This window comes from Streptomyces sp. NBC_01255 (assembly GCF_036226445.1).
GTDB lineage: Bacteria > Actinomycetota > Actinomycetes > Streptomycetales > Streptomycetaceae > Streptomyces.
In genome coordinates, this window is record NZ_CP108474.1 from 7725724 (window position 1) to 7747065 (window position 21342).

The following is a 21342-nucleotide window of genomic DNA, read 5'->3' on the forward strand; positions in this document are numbered from 1 at the left end:
CCTCAGCGTGGTGCGGTGGTGGGCGCGGGCCCGAGGAGGACGACGGTGTCACCCTCCTGAGGGACGGTCTTCTGTCGCTCCGTGACGGGCTCCAGCCGGTGGTCCGCCCGTACCACGAACAGCGTGTCGTACTCCGGCGGCAGCGGGGCGGCGGCCGGCCGCACCGTGAACCGGGCTCCCCGCCCGTACCGCTCCGCGAGGACGTGGCGGACCAGGGAGCGGCCGAAGAGGATGTCGCCGCCGGTGTACGGAGCGACCACGCCGTGGCTGTCGTGCGGCGGCCCCACCCGGTAGACGGGGCCCTCGACGTTGTCCTGCATCACGATCGAGGCGAGCGCGTTGAAGTCGTCGTCGTCCGTGGCGAGGAAGACGGCCGTCACGCCCTCCAGACGGGCCCCGGGGTTGATGGCCGTGGCCAGCAGATCGCCCTTCGCCAGTTCGAGGCCCGCCCGCTTGATCCGTTCCCGTTCCTCGTCGAGTCCCGCCCACATGAGTACGTCGAGGCCGGCGGACCGCAGGGCGTTGCCCAGGTCGACCACCCACGGTTCGCCGCCCACCAGGAGGACGCGGGTGCCCTCCGCCTTGACGACGCCCAGCCGTCTGGCCACGGGCGCCGCCGTCAGCGCGTAGAGCAGCACGGTTCCCACGATCACCAGGAAGGTGACGGGGAGGACCTTCGCCGCCCCGGGCACTCCCCGTTCCACCAGGCCCGCGGAGAAGGCCGACGCCGTCGCCGCCGCGACGATGCCGCGTGGGTCCATCCATCCGACGAAGGCACGCTCGCCGCGTGAGAGGTCCGTGCGCGCCGCGGCGCCGAAGGCCACGATCGGGCGGACCACCAGGACGAGGATCGCGATCAGACCGAGCGAGGGGAGGAGCACCGGCACCAGCGACGCCGGGGTGACCGTGGAGGAGATGGAGACGAACAGCAGCCCGATGATCAGCTGGACCAGGGTCTCCAGGAACGGGCGGCGCGCGGGCATGTCGAAGCCGCGGATGTTGGAGACGGCGAGGCCCGCCACGATCGCGGCGATGAGCCCCGTGTCGTCCCGCACGATGTCACAGCCCGCGGACACGCCGATCACGACGGCGAGCTGGGCCAGGGTGCCCAGGGTCTCGCCGAGTCGCAGGGTGCGCAGGGTGAACCAGAGCAGAGCGGTTGCCACGATCCCGCCCGCCAGCCCGAAGGCGAGGCTGAGCATGAACTGACCCAGCTGGTAGCCCCGACCGATGTCGATCCGGTGCGTCGAAGCGACCGCGTGGAAGGTGAGGGCGCCGAGAATGGCACCGATCGGGTCGGTCAGCGTCCCTTCCCAGATCAGGATGCGCCGCACCTTGTCGCTCGGCCGTACGAAGTCGAGGATCGGCCCCACGACCGTGGGCCCGGAGACGACGAGGATCATGCCGAGCATCGCGGCCACGCGCAGCGGCATGTCGAACATCGCCGGTGCCACCGTCCCGGTGACGAGGAAGGTGAGCAGCACGCCGTACACGAGCAGCCTGCCCACGATCCCCCGGGTGTGGTGGGCCAGCTTGCGCAGGTCGAGCCCCAGACCGGCGTCGTAGAGGATCACCGCGACGGCCAGCGACACCATGGCGGAGAAGTCCGGGCCCAGCAGCTTCTCCGGGTGGATGACGTCCGTGATCGCGCCGGCGGCGAACCCGACGGGCAGCAGGATGATCAGGGCCGGGACGCGCAGTTTGCTCGCCAGGATCTGCGAACCGGTGGCGAGCACCACCGTCAGGGCGAGTCCGAGAAGGATCTCGTCGTCGGTCACTGCGGTTTCCTTCCTGCTCGTAGGTCGGAGTCGGTGAGCTCCTCCAGCTCGCCGCGGGCGTCGAGCCAGTAGAGGAAGACGACGGCCGGCACGACGAGCACCAGGGCCACGAGGGTCACGAACGCCAGCCACGTCAGGGTGGCGGGCGCGCCGGCGGCGTCGGCGACGGTGAGCGAGGTGGGGAGAAGGTAGGGGCGCTGGGCCATGCCCCAGGCGAGGACCGCGGACGCGACGACGCCGACCGCCGAGACGCGCAGCCACATGCCCGGTGTACGCAGGAGCAGCAGGCCGGTCGCGAGTGCGGCGGCTCCGGCGACGGCGACGAAGAGCAGTCCCAGGCCGTGGGTGAGGCCGTGCCACACGTAGGGGGAGTCCTCATGGGTGACGAACCCGGTGACCACGGCCAGGACGGTCAGCACGCCGAGACTGCCCAGTGCCCGCCGCCTGAAGTAGCCGACGAGATCGGGCGCCTCGAATCTGCGGGCGTCACCGGTGAGGAACACCGCGCCGAGGAAGGCCGTGGTCGCGATCGCCACCAGCCCGAACACGAGCGAGGTGGGGTTGATCCAGGCGTCGGCCGAGGCCGTCGTACCGGGCGTGACGCGTCCCGACGCGATGCCTCCGACGGCGGCTCCGAGGAAGAACGGCGTCACGAGCGAGGCCACGGCGAACACGGCACCGAACAGGCGCCGTCCGGCGAGCCGCCGGGTGGGCTTGCGGAAGGCGAATCCGGCGCCACGCAGGACCATGCCCACCACCGCCAGGGCCAGCGGCAGCCACATCGCGGAGAACACGGTCTGGAAGAGGGTGGGGAAGCCGGTCCACATGACGACGAGGACGAAGACGAGCCAGACGTTGTTCACCTCCCACACCGGAGCCATGGCGTGGTCGATGAGCCACCGGGGGCGCCGGCCGCGTTCCGTCCCTCCGGCGGTCAGGTCCCAGAATCCGGCCCCGTAGTCCGTACCGCCGGCGCAGGCGTACGCGGTCACGGCGAGGAGCAGCACGATGGCGATGAGGTCGGCGGTCATGGGCGACCGTTCCCCGTGCGACCGTTCGCGGCGGCCTTCTGCGCGGCCCGTGGGCCGTAGGGGGTGTCGGCCTCGGGATCCGGTGCCGCACCACCCGCCGCGCGCTGTTCGTCCGCGAGCCGCCAGCGCGTCCGCATCGACAGCAGGATCCGGAGGAACGTACCGAACAGGAGGACGTACACCACCATGACCACGCCGAGCATGATCCACAGGGTGCCGGCACGGGTCGACGTCACCGCCTCGGCGACCCGCATGTTCTCGTACACGATCCAGGGCTGGCGTCCCACCTCGGTGGCGATCCAGCCGCACTCGACGGCCACCACGGAGGCCACGCCCGCACAGGCCGCCGCGCGGTAGAACCACGTCGAGGCGGGCGGTCGGCGGTGCCGCAACCAGACGAACCCGTACCAGAGGGCGAGCAGGACCAGCGCGGATCCGATCAGGACCATGATGTCGAAGGCCCAGTGCGCGATGGTCGCCTGGGTCGCGGTGGGGCGCTGGTCCGCGGGGACGGAGGTCAGTCCCACCACTTCGGTGTTCGGGCTGAACCCGGCCAGGACCGAGTCGAGGAGCGGGATCTTGATGCCGCCCGAGACGGTGCCGTCCTCGTGGAGCCTCCCGAAGAGGTACTCCGGTACCCGGGTGTCGGTCTTCCAGACGATCTCCATCGCGGCGAACTTCACCGGCTGCTTGTGGAACACCGACCGGGCGATGGCGTCGCCGAGGACGAACTGCACCGGGGTGGCGACGGCGGCGATGGTGAAGGGCACGGTGAAACCGAGCCGGTGGTAGTGGTCCCGGCGGCCGCGCAGCCAGCCGACGGCATAGACCCCGGCCACCATGAAGCCCGCCGTGATGATCATCGCCACGACGAAGTGCCAGTACTGCGGTCCGAACATCGGCGTGAAGATCGCCTTCCAGACGTTCACGTCGACCGGGTTGCCCGCGGAGTCGAGCGAGAAGCCCTGCGGCGTGTTCATCCAGGAATTGGCGGCCAGGATGCCGAACGCGCCGAGCAGTGCGGCGAACGGCAGGGGCAGCCCGAGGAGGAAATGCGTCCGCGGCTTCAGCCGCCGCCACCCGTACAGATAGATCGCGATGAGCACGGCCTCCAGGAAGAAGGCCCAGGCCTCGACGCCGAATCCGATGCCGAAGACATCGCCCCACCTCCCCATCAGGCCGGGCCAGAGCAGACCGAACTCGAACGACAGCACCGTGCCCGTGACGATGCCGAGCGCGAACTGCACCGCCATGACGGCCGACCAGCGCCGCGCCAGGAGCAGGGCCGTGGGGTCCGCGCGGCGCAGCCCGCGGTAGTGCATGACCAGGGTGATGAAGGGGAAGGCGACGCCCAGGGGTACCAGGATGATGTGGGAGGCCAGCGTGAAGGCCATGAGTTCCCGGGCCGGCAGGAGTTGGGCCGGGGCATCCGCCAGCAGGTGGAGCGAGGTGGACATGCAAGCCTTCGCTGTTCGTGGACGTGACAGGCCGGGAGACGGTCAGCCGCCCGTGGCGAAGCCCGGGAAGAGCGTCATGCCGCCGTCGACGTACAGGGTGGTCCCCACCACGTAGTCCATGAGGTCGGAGGCGAGCGCGACGACGGCGTGCGCGATGTCCTCGGGGTCGCCGATCCGGTCGTACGGGATGAGCCGCAGGAGGTCCTCCCGCGCCTCGGCCGTCTCCCAGGCAGCGCGGTTGATCGGCGTCTTGATCGCCCCCGGGGCGACCGCGTTCACCCGGATCTTCTCCGGCGCCAGCTCCTGGGCCAGGGTCTGCATCATCATCTGCACCCCGCCCTTGGAGGACGCGTAGTTGACGTGGCCCGACCAGGGGATGAGCTGGTGCACCGAACTCATACAGACGATCTTCCCGGCGGAGCGGGAGACCTCCGGGACCACGCCCCGGCGCCGGAACTCCTTGGCCGCCTCCCGGGCGCACAGGAACTGACCGGTGAGATTGACGTCGATGACCTTCTGCCACTGGGCGAGGGTCATGTCCGTGAGCCGGGCGTCACGCTGCAGTCCCGCGTTGGCCACGAGGACGTCGATGGTGCCGAACTCCTCGACCATCCGCGCCGTCATGGCGACGACCTGGTCCTCCTGGGACACGTCGGCCTCGTACGCCGCGGCGCGCACCCCGAACGAGGCGATCTCCCGGACCACCTCTTCGGCGGCCTCCCGGCCCGCCACGTAGTTCACGACCACGTCGGCGCCCGCGCGGCCCAGACCGATGGCCGTGGCCTTGCCGATGCCCGAATTGGCGCCGGTGACCAGCGCCTTCTGGCCGTGCAGCAAGCGCTCCGGGATCACGCTCCGCGGTGCCCCCACAGTGGAATCCATTCCCTGCCTCCTCGCTGCGCGGCCGCGCCGAGCCCGTGGCCGGCGCGGCCGGGCGTCTCACGCAATCACCCGATGAGGCGGTCGGCCTCTCCTCCGAATCGTCGTTGCGCCGTTGAGCCCAGCATCTTCCTCCGGACGGACCAGCGGACGGGCGCCGTTCTCAACCCAGCCGGGCCAAGAGGTGGTCCCCGACCCGGAGGGCGTTGGCGATGGCCGTCAAGGACGGGTTGACCGCGCCGATGCTCGGGAAGAAGCTCGTGTCGACCACGTACAGGTTGTCGAGGTCGTGGGCTTTGCAGTCGACGTCAAGTGCGGAGGTGGCGGGGTCGGTGCCGAATCGGACGGTGCCCGCCTGGTGCGCCGTCGCACCGATCGGCATGCCCTTGTGCAGGTAGATGCTGCGGGACAGCAGGTGGTGCTCGTGCATGCCGAGGTGGCCGAGCATTCCCTGCAGCTTGTGCCGCAACCGCCTCAGGCCTTCGACGTTGTTCTTCTCGTCGAGTGTGAGACGGATGCGGGCGTCGCCGTCGAGAGTGACCCGGTTGTCCGGCAGGGGGAGATCCTCACCGCACAGCCAGAAGTCGACGGCGTGATGCGCCAGCACCTCGAACGGCATGTCGGGTGTCACCGCACCGGCCCATCGGGGGGCCTCCCCGTGGATCTGTTCGGCATCCGACTTGCCCAGCATCTGGATGCCGCCCAACGGGAACTCCCAGTCGTCCGCGCCGAAGTACCAGTCGTTGAGGGCGAGGGTCTTCTGGAACCGGGTGTCATTGGGTTCCTTCGACACCGCCATCAGGGCGAGGTTGTTGTGCCGCATGTAGAACCGGCCGACCACGTCCGAGCTGTTGGCGAGGCCACGGGGATGGTGGTCGTTCGCCGAGGCCAGCAGCAGCGCGGCGGAGTTGACCGCCCCGCACGAGACGACCACCACGTCCGCCGTGTACCGGACCTCCGAACCGTCCGCCAGCCGGCCGACGACCGCGCTGACGCTGTGTCCCCGGGCGTCGGTCTCCAGACGGACCACCTGGGTGTGCGTGACCATCTCGACGTTGGGGTGCTCCAGGGCCGGACCCACACAGATCACCTCGGCGTCGGACTTCCCTCGCACGAGGCACGGAAAGCCGTCGACCCGGTCGCATCGGATGCAGACGCTGGAGTGGGCGGCCCGCCCCCCGTCCTCCTGGCTCAGATCGACGCCGATCGGGAGGTGGAAGGGGTGCAGACCGCGCCTCTCGAGGTCGTCGCTCAGCTGCTGGATGCGCGGCTCGTGCTCCACCGGTGGACGGGCGTACTGCGCGCTCACCGGGCCTTCGCCGGGATCCTCGCCGTGCCGTCCGTGGACGAGGTAGAGGTGCTCGGCCTGCGTGTAGTACGGCTCCAGATCCTCGTACCGGATCGGCCAGGCCGGGGACATGCCGCCGTGATGCCGGATCTCGCCGAAGTCCTCCGGACGCAGCCGGAAGAGGGCGGCCCCGTAGAACTTGGTGTTGCCGCCGACGTAGTAATTGACCTCGGGCGGGAACTCGTCGCCGTTCCTGTCCAGCCAGAACTCCGGCGCGCGGTACTTGCCCCGGACGAACACGGCCGTCGAGTCCCAGTTGTCCCGCTCCCGCGGAAGGTAGCCGCCGCGTTCGACAAGGAGGACGCGTTTGCCGGACGGGGCGAGCCGATGGGCGAGAGTGCCTCCGCCGGCGCCGGTGCCGATGATGACGACGTCGTAGTGAGGGGCGTCGCCCATGGCGACCACCGTCCTTGGAATCATGGCCCCGACCTGGTGTCAGGCACCTGGCGCCCCGCTGGGCGGGGGTCCGGCGGCCCACCTCCTTCGAACGTAGCCGCCCTCCTCGTGGACGGCGACCGGAGGGCGGGCCCCGGCACGCGTACGGTTCACAGCACCGCTATGGGGTTCACGGGCGATCCCGTGGCTCCGGTCAGCCGCAGAGGGGCGACCACACACAGGAAACTCCAGCGCCCGGTCCGCGCGCAGACCGGGACGAGGTCCTCGAACCGCAGGTAGTCCATGAGGTGGACCCCCATGGCATGGATGGCCAGGACGTGCACGGGGAAGGCGACGTCCTCCACCACGCTGGGCGCGGTGTCGTTGTTGCCGTCGCCGCCCAGAGCCGCGACGTGGCGCTCGGCCAGGAAGTCCACGGCGGTCGGGTGAAGGCCCGCCCGTGCCTCGGCCGAGTCCCACGGCCCGAGTTCGGTGCGCCGAAGGCGATGTCCCACCCTGACGAACAGCAGGTCGCCCGGTCCGACACGGACCCCCTGCGCGGCCTCGGCGGCCGTCAGGTCGTCCGAGGTCACGGAGTCGCCCGGCTCCAGCCAGGGCACGCCACGCAGCCGCGGGACGTCCAGCAGGACCCCCCGGCCGACGATGCCGTTCTCGAGCACGTCGACGGAGAGCCGCCGGGCGCCGTCGGCGGTCACGGTACGCGCGGGCACCCCGCCGTAGAGCTCCCCGTCGAACACCACATGGCAGAGGGCGTCGAGATGACTGTCCGCGTCGCCGTGCACGTTCATGGCGAAGCGGTCCGTGGCGAAGTGGAGCGCGTGCGAGCCGAGTTCGCTCGCGCTCGGCCCGGTCATCCGGTGTACCGCGGGCTCGGGATCGTCAGGGCCTCGCACGGTCTCGATCGGAGCCGCCAGCGACACCGTGTCCCCCGTGCGGACTTCCGCGGCCGCCGCCGCCACCCGCTCAGGTGTCAGATGGCGGAGCGCGCCGCACCGGCCGTCCACGGCCGGCGGCGCCGCCTGGTTCCGGAGCCGCTCGTAGAGCGCCCGGAAATCGCGCGCGGTCATGCCGCTCGCCGTCGGCGGCTCCAGGGACGGGGTCATGAGTACTCCCATGGGCTCAGCCCCCAGCGGAACACGTGGGTCGCCCCCGGTGGCAGGACGGTGAGATCCGTGCCGGTACGGAAGGCGTCCGGAGGACAGGACATCGCCTCCACGGCGACTCCCCGTCGCCGCCGTTCGGGTTCGGGTTCGGCCAGGGTGTCGCCCGTGTACACCTGTACGCAGCGGGTTCCCTCGCCGAGCCAGAGGTCGATGCCCCGCAGTCCGGAGGGGTGCGCCAGCCGGACGATCGCCCGCCCGTCAGGGTCGCGGTCGAGTCCGGTGAAGGCACTGTCGAGCCGTAGGTCGCCGATGGGGCGGGCGGTGCGGAAGTCGTACGGGGTGCCGTCGACGGGCTCCTGACCGAGGGGCAGGCCCCTGTCGTCGGTACGCAGCAGGCTCCGGGCGGGAACGGTGAGCACGGCGCTGTCGACGAGATCGGTGCCGACCGTGAGATAGGGATGCTGGCCCACACCGTACGGCGCGGGTTCGGTACCGGTATTGGTGGCCCGGACCGAGACGCCGAGCCCGTCGGGCCCCAGCCGGTACTCGACACGGACATCGAGGAGGAACGGATATCCGGGCTGCGGACAGAGCGTCGTGCCGAGCATGAGCGCGTCATCGGTGCGGGCGAGCAGTTCCCACAGAGTCCAGCGAAGCAGGCCGTGGATCGCGTTGCCCTTCTCCACCTCGGTCAGGGGGAGTTGCAGATCCCTGCCCTCGAAGCGGTAGCGTCCGCCGCCCACGCGGTTCGGCCAGGGGACGAGCAGTTGCCCCCGCCCGCCCGTGATGGTGGACTCCGCGGAGAACCCGTCGAGCAGCGGACCGCCGTTCACGGCGTAGTCGCGCAGGGCGCCGCCCAACTGGACCACGTCCGCGCTCTGCTCTCCCCGGACCAGCCGCCATGACCTGCCCGTGGGACCGGGGGGTGTCTTGCCGATCAGGCCGGACCCCTGGCGCATGAGCGACAGCACAGCGGTGACGACGGCCTCCGGAGGCTGGTCGATCTCCACCACCAACGGGTGCTCATCGGGCTCCGGCTCCTGAAGGACCGCGAGCTGGCTGTCCAGCAGGACCGCCGGGAAGAAGTGACCGCGCCGCGCCTCCAGCCGGGACTTCAGCAGCTCGCGCGAGCCGTGCAGATACACCAGAAGAGCGTCGGGACGCCCTGCCAGCAGCAGGTCCCGGTACGCCCGCTTGAGCGCCGAGCAGGAGACGACGGCCCGCCGGCCGGCCGCGGTCGCCCGGTCCATCCACTCCCCGATCGCTTCGAGCCACGGCTCCCGGTCGCTGTCCGTGAGGGCATGGCCGGCGGCCATCTTGGCGCGGTCGGCCTCGGAGTGGAACTCGTCCGCGTCCCGGTACGCCCAGCCCAGTCGCTCGGCGAGGAGGCGCCCCACTGTCGACTTGCCCGACCCGGCGATGCCGACGACGAGAACCAGCCGCGGAGGCTCACCTGTCGTTTCTTCGCGTGCCATGGTCCGACAGGATCCTCCACTTCGTGTGCCCGCCGAGGCGTCTCCGTCCGGTGGGCCGGATACCTCCAATCTGCCCCCCGGCGTCGCCCGGCGCATGTCGGCACCCGCGTCCGTACCGCGTCTTTCCGCCCGGAATCGCGCGGTACACGGCTGACAAGCCTTTGCCATGGCGAGGACTTGCCGTCACGAGGCCTTCACGGCGGCGTTCACCGGTCGATAGACCCATGGCATGAACTCCCCCTCTCGTCCTTCCGGCTTTCGGCGTGGGCGCCGGCGGCTGATCGCGGCGGCCACCGCGGCCCTGCTGGCCTCGGGGCTCGCCGTTCTGCAGGCACCCGCACAAGCCGCTCCGGCCAAGCCCACCGCCCCCGCGAAGCCCACCGTCCCCGCCAAGCCGTCGGCGACCCATCGGGTCACTCTCGTCACCGGCGACGTCGTCACGGTCACCACGGCCGCCGACGGCAAGCAGATCGCCGACGTCGACCGCCCCGACAGCGCCGTCGGCGGCGTGAAACTCCAGGAGATCAAAGGCGACTTGTACGTCATCCCGGACGAGGCGGTGCCGCTCCTGGGAGCGGACAGGCTGGATCGGCGGCTGTTCAACGTCACCGACCTCATCGAGATGGGGTACGACGACGCGAAGGCGGCCGCCGTGCCGCTGATCGCCACCTACGTCGAGCCGACGTCCCGTGCGGCCGTCGAGCCGACGCCTCCTCGCGGCAGCAGGCTGACCCGTAAGCTCACAGGCATCCGCGGCGCCGCGCTCAGCACCGAGAAGCGGCAGACCCGCACCTTCTGGACCTCCGTCGCGCCCCGGGGCAGCGACACACTGGGCGCCGGAGTCGCGAAGCTGTGGCTCGACGGCCGTGTGAAGGCGAGCCTCAAGGAGAGCGTGCCGCTGATCGGCGCGCCCGAGGCCTGGGCGGCCGGCTACACCGGCAAGGGCGTCAAGGTCGCCGTGCTCGACACCGGCATCGACGCCGGGCACCCCGACGTCGCCGGTCTCGTCGACGGCACGGCGAGCTTCGTGCCGGGCGAGGGCGTCACCGACGTCAACGGGCACGGTACGCATGTGGCCGGCACGATCGTCGGTTCGGGCGCCGCCTCCGGTGGCGACCACAAGGGTGTCGCGCCCGGCGCCGACCTGTACGTCGGCAAGGTGCTCGGCGGCGCGGAGGGCTACGGCCAGGACTCCTGGGTCATGGCCGGGATGCAGTGGGCCGCCGAGTCCGGTGCCGATGTCGTCAACATGAGCCTCGGCGACTCCTACCCGACCGACGGCAGCGACCCGATGTCACAGACGGTCGACGCACTGTCCGCGCAGTACGGCACCCTCTTCGTCATAGCCGCCGGCAACGCCGGCCCGGAGAGCATCTCGGCCCCGGGCGCGGCGGCGTCGGCGCTGACCGTGGCCGCCACGGACAAGGAGGACCGGCTCGCGTCCTTCTCCAGCACCGGTCCGCTGGCCGGGTCCGGTGGCATGAAGCCGGACATCGCGGCACCCGGCGTCGACATCACCGCCGCCCGCTCCCAGGCGATGACCGACGGCGGGGAGGGCCTCTACCGCACCATCAGCGGTACGTCGATGGCCACCCCGCACGTGGCCGGCGCGGCGGCGATCCTGGCCCAGCAGCACCCGGACTGGACCGGCGCGCAGCTCAAGGAACACCTGACGAGCACCGCGAAGGGCCTGGACGGCGGCTACTCGCCGTACGAGGTCGGCACCGGCCGCCTCGACGTGGCCGCAGCCGTGCGCACCACCGTCCGGGCCACCGGGTCGCTCTTCTTCGGCAACTACACCTGGCCGCACGAGCCGGGCGACGTCGCCGTCACGAAGGACCTGACCTTCACCAACACCGGTTCCGCCGATGTCACCCTGAACCTGGCGCTGACCGACGACGGCCCGTTCACGCTGGGAGCCACCAAGGTGACCGTCCCGGCCGGCGGCACCGCCGCCGTCCCGGTGACCGGTGACCCGCGGACCGCCTCGGCCGGTCGCCACGGCGGCTACGTGACGGCCGCCGACGCCGCCACGGGACAGCCGGTGACCCGCACGTCCGTGGCGCTGCTCAAGGAGGAGGAGCGCTACGACCTGAACATCACGCTGGTCGGCAAGGACGGCAAGCCCGCCGCCGGCTGGGTCGGCGTCAACCTGGCCGGCGACCCCTGGCCGTGGAACGTCTACGTCGAGGGCTCGACCACCATGCGCATGGCACCCGGCCTGTACACCGTCGCGGGGTACGTCGACGTGCCCGGCGAGAAGACGGACCGCTCGGGTCTGGCCGTGCTGGTCGACCCGGAGACCGTGCTCAAGGACGGCTCCGCGGACGTCGTGCTTGACGCGAGCAAGGCACGCCTGCTCCGGACCGAGGCGCCGCAGCGCACCGAGGACCGCCAGCGCAAGGTCGACTTCAACGTCCACTACAAGGGCCTCGACCCGTACATGGACTACCGCAGCGCGTACGTGGTGCCGCCGGCGTACGACGATGTGTACGTCTCGCCGACGGAGGCGATGACGCAAGGCGAGTTCATGCTGATCACGCGCTGGCGCAAGGGGGAACCGCAGCTCGGCCTGAGCGCGTTGGGCGGCCGGGTCCCGTTCGAGACGTTGGTACAGGCGGGCAGCGCACTCGGCACCGGCTCGGACACGCTGCGCGCCGTCTACGCGGGGACCGGCGCGGCGGCCGCGTACGAGAACGTGACGGCCAAGGGCAAGATCGTCGTCGTCGAGCGCAGCGACGAGGTCCCGCCGCAGGAGCGCACCGAGGCCGCGGTCGCGGCCGGTGCGAAGGCGCTGATCGTGGTCAACGACCGTGCCGGTGGCCTGATGGAGTACGTCGGGGAGTCGGCCATCCCGGTCGCCACCGTGCACCGCGACGCGGGCAAGAGCCTTGTCGCGATGGCCAAGGCAGGCATCTTCACCCTGACCGTGAAGCAGACCGAGCACACGCCCTTCGTCTACGACCTGACCCGGGACTACCCCGGCCAGGTGCCGGACCGAGCCCTCGTCTACACGCCGAGCAAGGCGGAACTCGCCCGGATCGACGCCCGCTACTACGCGGCGGCCGGCGGCCGGGCCGCGGAGGGCTACCGGTCCGACTTCACCCTCAGCCCGTCGTTCAACTTCCCCGAGCGCGAGTGGCACCCGGGCACCCGTACGGAGTGGGTGACCCCGGGCCAGGTCTGGAGGGAGTTCCACACGCAGGGCGCCGACGGACCGCTGCCGTGGTCGATGGTGTCCGGCGACAACACGTACGCCAAGGGCAGCACCACCCGCCTGGACTGGTTCGCTCCGGCGACCCGGCCCGGTCAGAGCGAGTCGTTCGGGGTGTACAACTCCCGCTGGCAGAACTACATGACCTGGAACGTGCAGGCGTGGGCCTCCGCCAGCGACACCATGCGGCTCGGCGGCTACCTGCCCTGGGGTGAGACACCGTCCCACCTACAGGTCTTCCAGGGCGACACGCTGATCCACGACAACCCCGTCAGCGGAGACATGCAGTGGGTGGAGGTGCCGGCCGGCAACCTGCCCTACCGCGCCGTCCTCGACGTGGAGCGGCCCGGCGATGTCTTCCGGCTGTCGACGCGCACCCACACCGAGTGGACCTTCATGTCCGACACCGTCGACTCGGACTTCTTCGAGCCGTTCTCGGTGCTGAACCTGGACTACGCGCTGGAGACGGACCTGCACGGCGACGTCAAGGCCGGCACGACCCAGAACATCGCGCTCAAGCCGGTGTCCATGAACCTCGGGACCGTGCCGGGCACCGTCACCAAGGTGACGCTGGACGTCTCGTACGACGACGGCGCCCGCTGGCAGAAGGTCACCCTGGCCCAGCGAGCCGACGGCTCCTGGACGGGTGCGTTCAGGACGGCCAAGAAGCCCGGCGGCTTCGTCTCGCTCCGCGCGAGCGCCGGGACGGACAGCGGCTTCGGCGTCACGAACGAGATCATCCGGGCGTACGGCCTGCGATGAGCCGCACCGCCGGGCCCCGGGGAGGCGACTCCCCGGGGCCCTTCCCCTCGCACCTGCTCCCAGCAGGGACTATTCACGCTCTGCCGCCATGGCGGATACTCTCCCCGCTGCGGCAAGCGGAGGAGAGTCGATCGCCCATGCTGGATGTCCTTGGCCTCGATCCCGATGACGAGCGCGTCTACCGGGCGCTGCTCGGACGGCCGGACTCCACCGCGATCCGTCTCGCCGGCCTGGCCGACCTCGCCGCCCTGTCGCAGGCCCACGTCGACACGGCGTTGTCCCGCCTCGTCGAGTGGGGGCTGGCGACCCGGTCGGCGGACGAACGGTTCACCGCTGCACCGCCGGCCATGGCGCTCGGCGCTCTCATCAGCCAGCGCCGGGACGGGCTGCGCATGGCCGAGCACGCCCTCGTGACCTTCGCCGAGGAACACCGTGCGGCGATGACCGGGAGCAGCATCAGCGACCTGATCGAGGTCGTCACGGGCGTCGACGCCATCCGGCACCGGTTCCTCCAGGTGCAGCAGGCGGCCCGCACGCAGGTCCGCTCCTTCATCACCGCGCCGTTCGTCGCCCTGCCTCCTGACGAGAACACGGCCGAACCCATGGCCATCGGCCGGGGCGTGCACTTCCGCGCCGTGCTGGACCGGGCCGTCCTGGCGGAGCCCGGCATCATCGACGACGCGATCGACTCCCTGGGCAAGGGCGTGCACCTGCGGGTCGCCGACGAACTGCCGATGAAACTCGTCCTGGCCGACGCCGACCTCGGACTCGTCCCGCTCGCGGTCACAGCGGCCGGAGAACCCGGCGCCGTGCTGCTGCACCGCAGCGGCCTCTTGGACGCGTTGGACGCACTCTTCGAGACGGTGTGGCGCACCGCCCGCCCCCTGGAACTGGCCGGTGCCGGCCGAGAGGCCGATCCGACCGTCGAGGTCGGCGAGGAAGGCCCCACCGACCTCGACCGGAGGATCCTCGCCCTGCTCCTGGCCGGCCTGACGGACCTGACCGCCGCGACGCAACTCGGTCTGTCACCGCGCACGCTGCACCGGCGCCTGCGCCACCTCATGGACCTGGCCGGAGTGAGGACCCGGATGCAGCTGGGCGCCCACGCCGTACGAAACGGCTGGGCAGAGGTTCCCTGAACCGGACGAGGGCGGCGTCCGCCAGATGGGGCACTTCGGCAGCGTCGCCGAAGGCCAAGCACGCCGAGGCTCCAGCGCCTCGGTAGCTTCGCTGTCGACGATGGCCCGAGGCGAGGAGAGCGGCATGTCCCGACCCGTCACTGTGGGAGTGGACGGCTCAGAAGGAAGCGTGGCGGCGGTGGACTGGGCCGCCGACGAGGCGGCGCTGCGCGGCGACGGCCTGCGACTGGTGTACGCCACGCGGTGGGCGGAGCATCAGTTGGGGGCGATGAAGGTGTCGCACGCTGACCGTGCAGGCGAGGCGAAAGGCGTCCTGGCCGCGACAGAGCGGCGTGTCGGTTCCCGGCAGCCGGACCTCGCCATGACCGCCGACGAGGTCGAGGACGGCCCCGTCAACGTGCTGCTCTCCGCCGCCTCCCAGGCGGAGTTGCTCGTCGTGGGCTCGCATGGGTTGGGCAGCGTCCGCGGGTTCATCGTCGGTTCGGTGGGGCAGGAGGTCGTCGCGGGAGCCGAGCGTCCGGTGGTTCTCGTTCGCCCCGGATACGAGAAGGACGGTTCCGGCGCGTCCGAGGGGAGCAGCCGCCGGAAAGTGGTCCTCGGCCTCGATGTGAACGACGTCAAGGACGAGCTCTTGCACTTCGCGTTCGACTTCGCGGGGCGGCACCGCGTACCGCTGGAGATCGTGCACACGTGGCACGATTCCTTCGTCCACCACCCCGACGCGGCCACGAAGGACGAGAGGGCGTCAGCGCTTGCCACCGCGGTGCGGCCCTTCCGGGACAGGTTCCCGGAGACGGAGGTGGCGGAGGTGTCCGCCCTGGGACGGGCGGCCGAGCATCTCATCGAGGCCGCGTCGGACGCCCGCCTCGTGGTCGTCGGCCGGCGCAGGGCGGCCAGGGGCGCGCACATCGGATCGGTCACCCACGCCGTCATCCACCACGCCTCCTGCCCTGTGGCCGTCGTACCGCACACCTGACAGGTGCGGACGGCGTCGTTGTGGCGCGGAGCACGTTTCACTGGCCGAGGGGCAGCGGTGCGGGAACTAGGCTCGTGGCGTGACACCGCCTGAGCATGGCGCCGAAGGCGCGGGACCTTTTACCACCCGGCTCACCTGGCACCGCCCCGAAGGGGAGACAGTGGTGTGGGAGTCGCGGCTCGCGCGCAAGCGTGGGGCGCTGTCCGTCCGCGGCCCCGGGGGCACGGTATCCGCGTCTCGGACGACCGATGCCGGAGCCCTCGGCCGTCTTCGGCGGCTCAACTCCGTCGCCTCGGGTGCGTTCATCCTCGGCGGGCTGCTCTTCGCTCTCGGTGCCGGGGTCGCCCAGTTCGGCTCGGGCGACCCGGTCGAGAGCGCCTCGATCTACTTCGTGGGCGGGCTGTTCTTCAGTGCCGGGGGCTACACCTCGCTCCTGCAGGTGCTGAACGCGCCTCGCCACTCCGAAGGGGGCGGCCCACTGGCCACGGCCGGCTGGCGGTGGTGGGGGTACGAGCCGATGCGTGTGGACTGGCTCAGTACGTTCGTGCTGTTCGCCGGGACGCTCGTGTTCGGAGTCAACCTGCTGGACTCCTTCCTGCAAGGGCTCACCGTCCAGCAGACCAACCGGCTGATCTGGACACCCGACGTGATCGGGTGCGTGCTGTTCCTGGTGTCGGGTCATCTCGCGTTCGTCGAGATCTGTCACCGCTCCCGCCCCTGCCTTCGCTCGCGCAGCCTCGGCTGGTGGGTGGTCGCGGTGAATCAGCTCGGGTCGGTGCTCTTCATGGTCGCCGCGCTGGCGGCCTTCACCCGGCCCACCACCCAGAGCCTGGTCAACACTGACATCGCCAACTGGGGGACGTTGTGCGGTGCGCTGTGCTTCTCCCTGGGTGGTGTCCTCCAGGCCTTCGAACGTCCCTAGGACCGGCCTCAGCTCGTGAGCGCTCCCGCGATCCGCAGCGCGGCCTGTGCGGGAGTGAGGTGCGTGGTGTCGACGACCTCGGCCTCTCCGTGCAGCCATGTGCGGGCCGCTTCGGCGTACGGCTCGAGGTACTTGAGGCGGAAGGCGGAGGGGCCCATGACAGTGTCCCCCTCGATGCGCCCGCGGAGGGTGTCCTGGTCGGCATGGAGGACGAAGTGCCTGACGGGGATGGCGTGTTGGGCGAGGCCCGTGCTGATCTCGCGCCAGTACTGTTCGACCAGGACCGTCATGGGCATCACCAGGGTGCCGCCGGTGTAGTCGAGTACGCGGCGGGCGGTCTCGACGACGAGCGGCCGCCACGGCGGCCAGTGCTGGAAGTTGTCCGTCTCGGGCAGCCCCGGCGTGATGTCCATGAGCGTCTCGCCGACCTTCTCGGCGTCGAACACCCGTGAATCCGGGATCAACTCCTGGAGGAGTGCACTGGTCGTCGTCTTGCCTGCCCCGTGGGTGCCGTTCAGCCATACGATCATGGCACTCGACACTAGCGCCCGCGGGTCGTGGGCGGCCCAGGACGCCCGGATCCTCGACACGACGCTGGCCATGTACTGGAGAAGGCCGCCCTCTACTTCCCATGATGTCGGGCACCCCGTTCAGTGCGGCGGCGGAACCGGGTCCAGGGCGTTGCCGACAGAGCAGCCGCCCTCTCCGGGCATCCGCTGGATCCGGGTCGGCACCCATACCTCGGTGGCGCCGGGCACCACGCGGGCGAGAAGGCAGTCCTGCGGGTCGAAGCCGTTGCCCTTGACCGACAGGAGAACGCCGACCCGGCCGCCGTCCGCCTTCACCTCGGTACGGACCGCCGGAGGCAGGTCCAGGGCCGCGACCGTACGGCGTACCTCGGCCTCGTTCACCAGGCCGCCCTCCGGTACCCGGGGAAGCTTCGCGTCGAGCTCCTCGTACGGCAGCCGGGGCGGTTCGGGCGGCGGGGCGAAGGTCAGCGGAGGGCCGTCCGGGCAGTCCACGTCACTGGGATCCTCACCCCACTCCGACTTCGGCGACACCCGCACCGCGAAACAGCGCAGCACGGTGATCTCGTCGAGGTCGAACCATCTGTTGTACGCCGAGCCGGACGTGCGGACGACCACGTCGACGCCGTCCCCGTCGTGGGTCGAGGTACCCGTCAGCCGCAGTACCTCCACCCCGTCGATGCCGGAAGCGGAGCGCCCGACCTCCTCCGCCGTGCGAGGACGCTGGCTGTGGAGGCGCTCGCTCGCCTTTCTGGCCACCTCCCGTGCGACGTCCGCCGCATCCTCATCGGAGGGCTGCACGACGCCGCAGCCGGCGATGGACAGCAACAGCGGTGCGAGCAGCAGCAGTCGGCGCATGTGTCCACCTTTCCGGCGCCGCGCGCGGCGGGCGACCGTCCGCGTACTCAGACCGGCGTAGGTGATCGTACTCAGCCCCGGTGCGGGCCCATCGGCCAGACCGGATCGTGACGATGTCCCGGTTCGCCGACGGGCGGCGGACCGGGACATCGGTCGGACTCAGGCGAGGTCGAACCGGTCGAGGTTCATCACCTTGTCCCACGCCGCCACGAAGTCACGGACGAACTTCGCTCCCGCGTCCGCGGACGCGTAGACCTCCGAGACCGCCCGGAGCTGGGAGTTCGAACCGAAGACGAGGTCGGCTGCGGTGGCCGTCCACCTGGCCTCGCCGGTGGCGCGGTCCCGGCCCTCGTACACGTTCTCCTTCGACGCCGACGGCTTCCATTCCGTGCGCATGTCGAGCAGGTTGACGAAGAAGTCGTTGGTCAGAGTCTCCGGCCGCTGCGTGAGGACACCGAGCGGGGACCTCCCGAAGCCCGTGTTCAGCGCCCGCATGCCGCCGGTCAGGACCGTCATCTCGGGAGCGGTCAGGGTCAGCAGGTTGGCGCGGTCCAGCAGGAGGGTCTCCGGTGACAGCTTCTCTCCGGCCCGGAGGTAGTTGCGGAAGGCGTCCGCCCTGGGTTCGAGCACGGCGAACGACTCCACGTCCGTCTGCTCCTGCGAGGCGTCCGTGCGCCCCGGCGCGAACGGGACCGTGATGTCGTGCCCGGCGTTCCTCGCGGCCTGCTCGACGGCCGCGCATCCGCCCAGGACGATCAGGTCGGCGAGCGAGACCTGCGCACCGCCGGAGTGCGCGCTGTTGAAGTCCTGCTGGATCCGTTCGAGGCCGCGCACCGTATCGGCCACTTCGGGCAGGTCGTTGACCTCCCACTCCTTCTGGGGGGAGAGCCGGATCCGGGCCCCGTTGGCCCCGCCGCGCTTGTCCGTGCCGCGGAAACTTGCCGCCGACGCCCAGGCGGTGGTGGCCAGTTGGGAGACGGACAGTCCCGAGGCGAGGATGCTGCTCTTGAGGGCGGCGATGTCCTCGTCCCCGACGAGCGGGTGATCGACCTCGGGGACGGGGTCCTGCCACAGCTGCGGTGCCGGGATCCACGGGCCGAGGTAGCGCGAGAGGGGCCCCATGTCGCGGTGCAACAGCTTGTACCACGCCTTGCCGAACGCGTCCGCGAGCTTCTCCGGGTTCTCGTGGAAGCTCTTCGAGATCGGCGCGTAGACCGGATCCAGCTTCAGGGAGAGGTCCGTCGTCAGCATCATGGGAGCGTGGCGCTTCGACGGATCGTGAGCGTCGGGCACCGTGCCCTGCGCCGCGGGATCCGTCGGAGTCCACTGCTGCGCGCCGGCCGGGCTCGTCGTCAGCTCCCACTCGTACCGGAACAGGTTGTCCAGGTAGCCGTTGTCCCACGTCGTCGGCGCGGAGGTCCATGCGCCCTCCAGCCCACTGGTGAGCGCGTCGACGCCGCTGCCGCTGCCGTACGTGTTCCGCCAGCCGAGACCCTGCTGTTCGACGGGGCAGGCCTCGGGCTCCGGACCGATGTACTCGGGATCGACCGCGCCGTGGCACTTTCCGAACGTGTGACCGCCGATGATGAGCGCGACCGTCTCCTCGTCGTTCATCGCCATGCGCGCGAACGTCTCGCGAATGTCCTTGGCGGCCGCGATCGGATCGGGGGTGCCGTTGGGCCCTTCGGGATTGACGTAGATCAGGCCCATCTGTACGGCACCGAAAGGACCGGAAAGGTCCCGGTCGCCGCTGTAGCGTTCATCTCCGAGCCAGGTGTCCTCGGGCCCCCAGAAAATCTCCTCGGGTTCCCAGATATCCTCTCGGCCGAAGCCGAATCCGAACGTCTTGAATCCCATCGATTCCATGGCGCAGTTACCGGCGAAGACCAGAAGATCGGCCCAGGAGATCTTCCGTCCGTATTTCTGCTTGACCGGCCAGAGCAGGCGGCGTGCCTTGTCGAGACTCGCATTGTCCGGCCAGCTGTTGAGGGGGGCGAAGCGCTGAGCGCCGGAGCCGCCACCGCCTCGGCCGTCGGCGATGCGGTACGTCCCGGCGGCATGCCAGCTCATCCGGATGAAGAGCGGCCCGTAGTGCCCGTAGTCGGCCGGCCACCAGTCCTGCGACGTCGTCATCACCTCGATGACGTCGCGCTTCAGCGCGTCGACGTCGAGGGTCGCGAACTCCTCCGCGTAGTCGAAGTCCGCGTCCATCGGATCGGACTGGGGCGAGTGCTGGTGGAGAACCTGAAGGTCCAGTTGATCGGGCCACCAGTCCCGATTCGTCTTCGGCCGGGTCGGCGTGGGCGTGGGGGCGGGGATTACCGGGTTCTCGCTTTCGCTGCCGGACACGTCCGTCCTTCTTCCTGTCTCGGTGTTCTCGTCTGCCGTCTGCTTGCTCTGAACGCTGTACGACCGCGTCAGCGTCCGTATGGTCGCGCACCATGGACCGCACCGTCAGGGGAACACGCAGAGGGCCCCGCATAACACGGTCAAATTCCCAGGGGCGGTGGATCTTCTGATCATCGTGAGAGCGCAACGGAATTGCGAGCGGCGTTCCTCGCGCTTCTCGACGGGCGGGATTCCCGGTGCGTGACTAGCGTGACTAGCGTGACGTGTGGGATCGATCCGCAGGAAAGGGGTGACCCCGTCATGGCCGGCAAGGGCATGGAGAAGGCGAAGGGCAAGCTGAAGGAAGCCGCCGGAAAGGTGACGGGCAACAAGCGCCTGGAGGCGGAAGGCAGGACGGACCAGATGAAGGGCAAGGTCCGGGAGGCGGTCGAGGCGGTACGTGAGCGCGCCAAGGGCGTCCGCGACTCCCTGGGCCGCGACAAGTAGACCCGGCGAGCGGTTGACGCGTCGGTGCCGGCCGCCCCTGCCTCCCTGTGTGAGGCGGGGGCGGCGTCCGTCCGCGACTTCCTGTCCTAGCGCGTGGCGAGTCGCTCCAGGAGGGCGGCGCTCCGTGCCAGCAACTCGCGCTCCTCGTCGGTGAGTTCGGCCTCGATGGCCTGGGCCAGCCAGCCCGCCCGGCGGCCGCGCTCCGCTTCGAGGGCGGCCCGGCCCGCGTCCGACAGCTCGACCAGGGTCTTGCGTCCGTCCGTGGGGTGCGCCCGGCGCGTGATCAGGTTCTGTTCCATGAGCAGGCCCACCGACCGGGCCATCGACTGGGGGCGTACGCGCTGATCGGCGGCGAGGTCGCTGGTGGTCATCGCGCCGTTGCGGTCGAGTGCGCCGAGTACGGCGGCCTGGCCCAGCGGGATGCGGTCCTCGTGCTTGACGCGTCGGGTGAGCTTGCCCATCGCGGTACGCAGTTCGGCGGCGATGGCGGCGGCTTCCGAGGTGGGCATAGGGCACTTTACCCCGCTGGTCGGCAGAGCTGTGCCCCTGACCTGCACAGCAATGCTGTACAGCAAAACTGAGCAGCATTGCTGTAGGATTTGGGCTTGCCGGGCTCAGCGTCAGCGTCGTCGCAGCCGGGGC

At 70.5% G+C, this 21342-nt stretch carries 16 protein-coding genes; 5 read left to right on the forward strand and 11 right to left on the reverse strand.

Annotation, left to right across the window (positions count from 1 at the left end; genetic code table 11):
- Positions 1 to 2: 2 nt before the first annotated feature.
- The 7 genes from OG357_RS35095 to OG357_RS35125 form a co-directional block, all read right to left on the reverse strand.
- Positions 3 to 1778 carry a cation:proton antiporter gene (locus tag OG357_RS35095; protein WP_329624943.1) on the reverse strand — a complete coding sequence of 592 codons (1776 nt, stop codon included), beginning with the start codon at positions 1776 to 1778 and terminating at the stop codon, positions 3 to 5.
- Positions 1775 to 2809, reverse strand: coding sequence for a cytochrome d ubiquinol oxidase subunit II (locus OG357_RS35100; RefSeq protein WP_329624944.1), 1035 nt, complete (start codon positions 2807 to 2809; stop codon positions 1775 to 1777). Before OG357_RS35100 ends, OG357_RS35095 begins: the two co-directional genes overlap by 4 nt.
- Positions 2806 to 4266 (reverse strand): cytochrome ubiquinol oxidase subunit I, encoded by a 1461-nt coding sequence (locus tag OG357_RS35105; protein ID WP_329624945.1) that lies wholly within the window; start codon positions 4264 to 4266, stop codon positions 2806 to 2808. The genes OG357_RS35100 and OG357_RS35105 overlap by 4 nt, the downstream gene beginning before the upstream one ends.
- A 42-nt stretch (positions 4267 to 4308) precedes the next feature.
- Positions 4309 to 5148 carry an SDR family oxidoreductase gene (locus tag OG357_RS35110; RefSeq protein ID WP_329624946.1) on the reverse strand — a complete coding sequence of 280 codons (840 nt, stop codon included), beginning with the start codon at positions 5146 to 5148 and terminating at the stop codon, positions 4309 to 4311.
- A gap of 160 nt (positions 5149 to 5308) precedes the next feature.
- Positions 5309 to 6889 (reverse strand): GMC family oxidoreductase, encoded by a 1581-nt coding sequence (locus OG357_RS35115; RefSeq protein ID WP_329624947.1) that lies wholly within the window; start codon positions 6887 to 6889, stop codon positions 5309 to 5311.
- 149 nt (positions 6890 to 7038) lie between these two features.
- On the reverse strand, positions 7039 to 7956 hold the full coding sequence (locus OG357_RS35120) for a cyclase family protein (protein ID WP_329625792.1): 918 nt from the start codon (positions 7954 to 7956) through the stop codon (positions 7039 to 7041).
- A gap of 32 nt (positions 7957 to 7988) precedes the next feature.
- Positions 7989 to 9467, reverse strand: coding sequence for a gluconokinase, GntK/IdnK-type (locus OG357_RS35125; protein ID WP_329624948.1), 1479 nt, complete (start codon positions 9465 to 9467; stop codon positions 7989 to 7991).
- Between the two features lie 229 nt (positions 9468 to 9696).
- On the opposite strand from OG357_RS35125, the gene OG357_RS35130 reads away from it, so the two are divergent.
- The 4 genes from OG357_RS35130 (at position 9697) to OG357_RS35145 (ending at position 16480) form a co-directional block, all read left to right on the forward strand.
- Positions 9697 to 13443: a S8 family peptidase gene (locus OG357_RS35130; RefSeq protein WP_329624949.1), complete on the forward strand. Its 3747-nt coding sequence runs from the start codon at positions 9697 to 9699 to the stop codon at positions 13441 to 13443.
- Positions 13444 to 13580: 137 nt separating this feature from the next.
- Positions 13581 to 14582, forward strand: a complete 1002-nt coding sequence (locus tag OG357_RS35135; protein ID WP_329624950.1) for a transcriptional regulator TrmB — start codon at positions 13581 to 13583, stop codon at positions 14580 to 14582.
- A 124-nt stretch (positions 14583 to 14706) separates the two neighbouring features.
- Entirely contained in the window at positions 14707 to 15558 is an 852-nt protein-coding gene (locus OG357_RS35140) for a universal stress protein (RefSeq protein WP_329624951.1), read from the forward strand.
- A gap of 79 nt (positions 15559 to 15637) precedes the next feature.
- The gene (locus OG357_RS35145; RefSeq protein ID WP_329624952.1) at positions 15638 to 16480 is read left to right on the forward strand and encodes a hypothetical protein; all 843 of its coding nucleotides are present in this window, start codon (positions 15638 to 15640) and stop codon (positions 16478 to 16480) included.
- 8 nt (positions 16481 to 16488) lie between these two features.
- Here the strand turns inward: OG357_RS35145 and OG357_RS35150 are convergent, their stop codons facing one another.
- From OG357_RS35150 to katG, 3 genes are all read right to left on the reverse strand, one after another.
- On the reverse strand, positions 16489 to 17010 hold the full coding sequence (locus OG357_RS35150) for an ATP-binding protein (RefSeq protein WP_329624953.1): 522 nt from the start codon (positions 17008 to 17010) through the stop codon (positions 16489 to 16491).
- Between the two features lie 120 nt (positions 17011 to 17130).
- Entirely contained in the window at positions 17131 to 17865 is a 735-nt protein-coding gene (locus OG357_RS35155; RefSeq protein WP_329624954.1) for a translation initiation factor IF-2, read from the reverse strand.
- A 159-nt stretch (positions 17866 to 18024) separates the two neighbouring features.
- The gene (gene katG, locus OG357_RS35160) at positions 18025 to 20214 is read right to left on the reverse strand and encodes a catalase/peroxidase HPI (protein WP_329624955.1); all 2190 of its coding nucleotides are present in this window, start codon (positions 20212 to 20214) and stop codon (positions 18025 to 18027) included.
- 258 nt (positions 20215 to 20472) lie between these two features.
- Between katG and OG357_RS35165 the strand changes: the two genes are divergently transcribed.
- Positions 20473 to 20700, forward strand: coding sequence for a CsbD family protein (locus OG357_RS35165; RefSeq protein WP_443066774.1), 228 nt, complete (start codon positions 20473 to 20475; stop codon positions 20698 to 20700).
- A gap of 86 nt (positions 20701 to 20786) precedes the next feature.
- Here OG357_RS35165 and OG357_RS35170 read toward each other — a convergent pair whose 3' ends face one another.
- Positions 20787 to 21209, reverse strand: a complete 423-nt coding sequence (locus OG357_RS35170) for a MarR family winged helix-turn-helix transcriptional regulator (protein ID WP_329624956.1) — start codon at positions 21207 to 21209, stop codon at positions 20787 to 20789.
- Positions 21210 to 21342 lie beyond the last annotated feature (133 nt).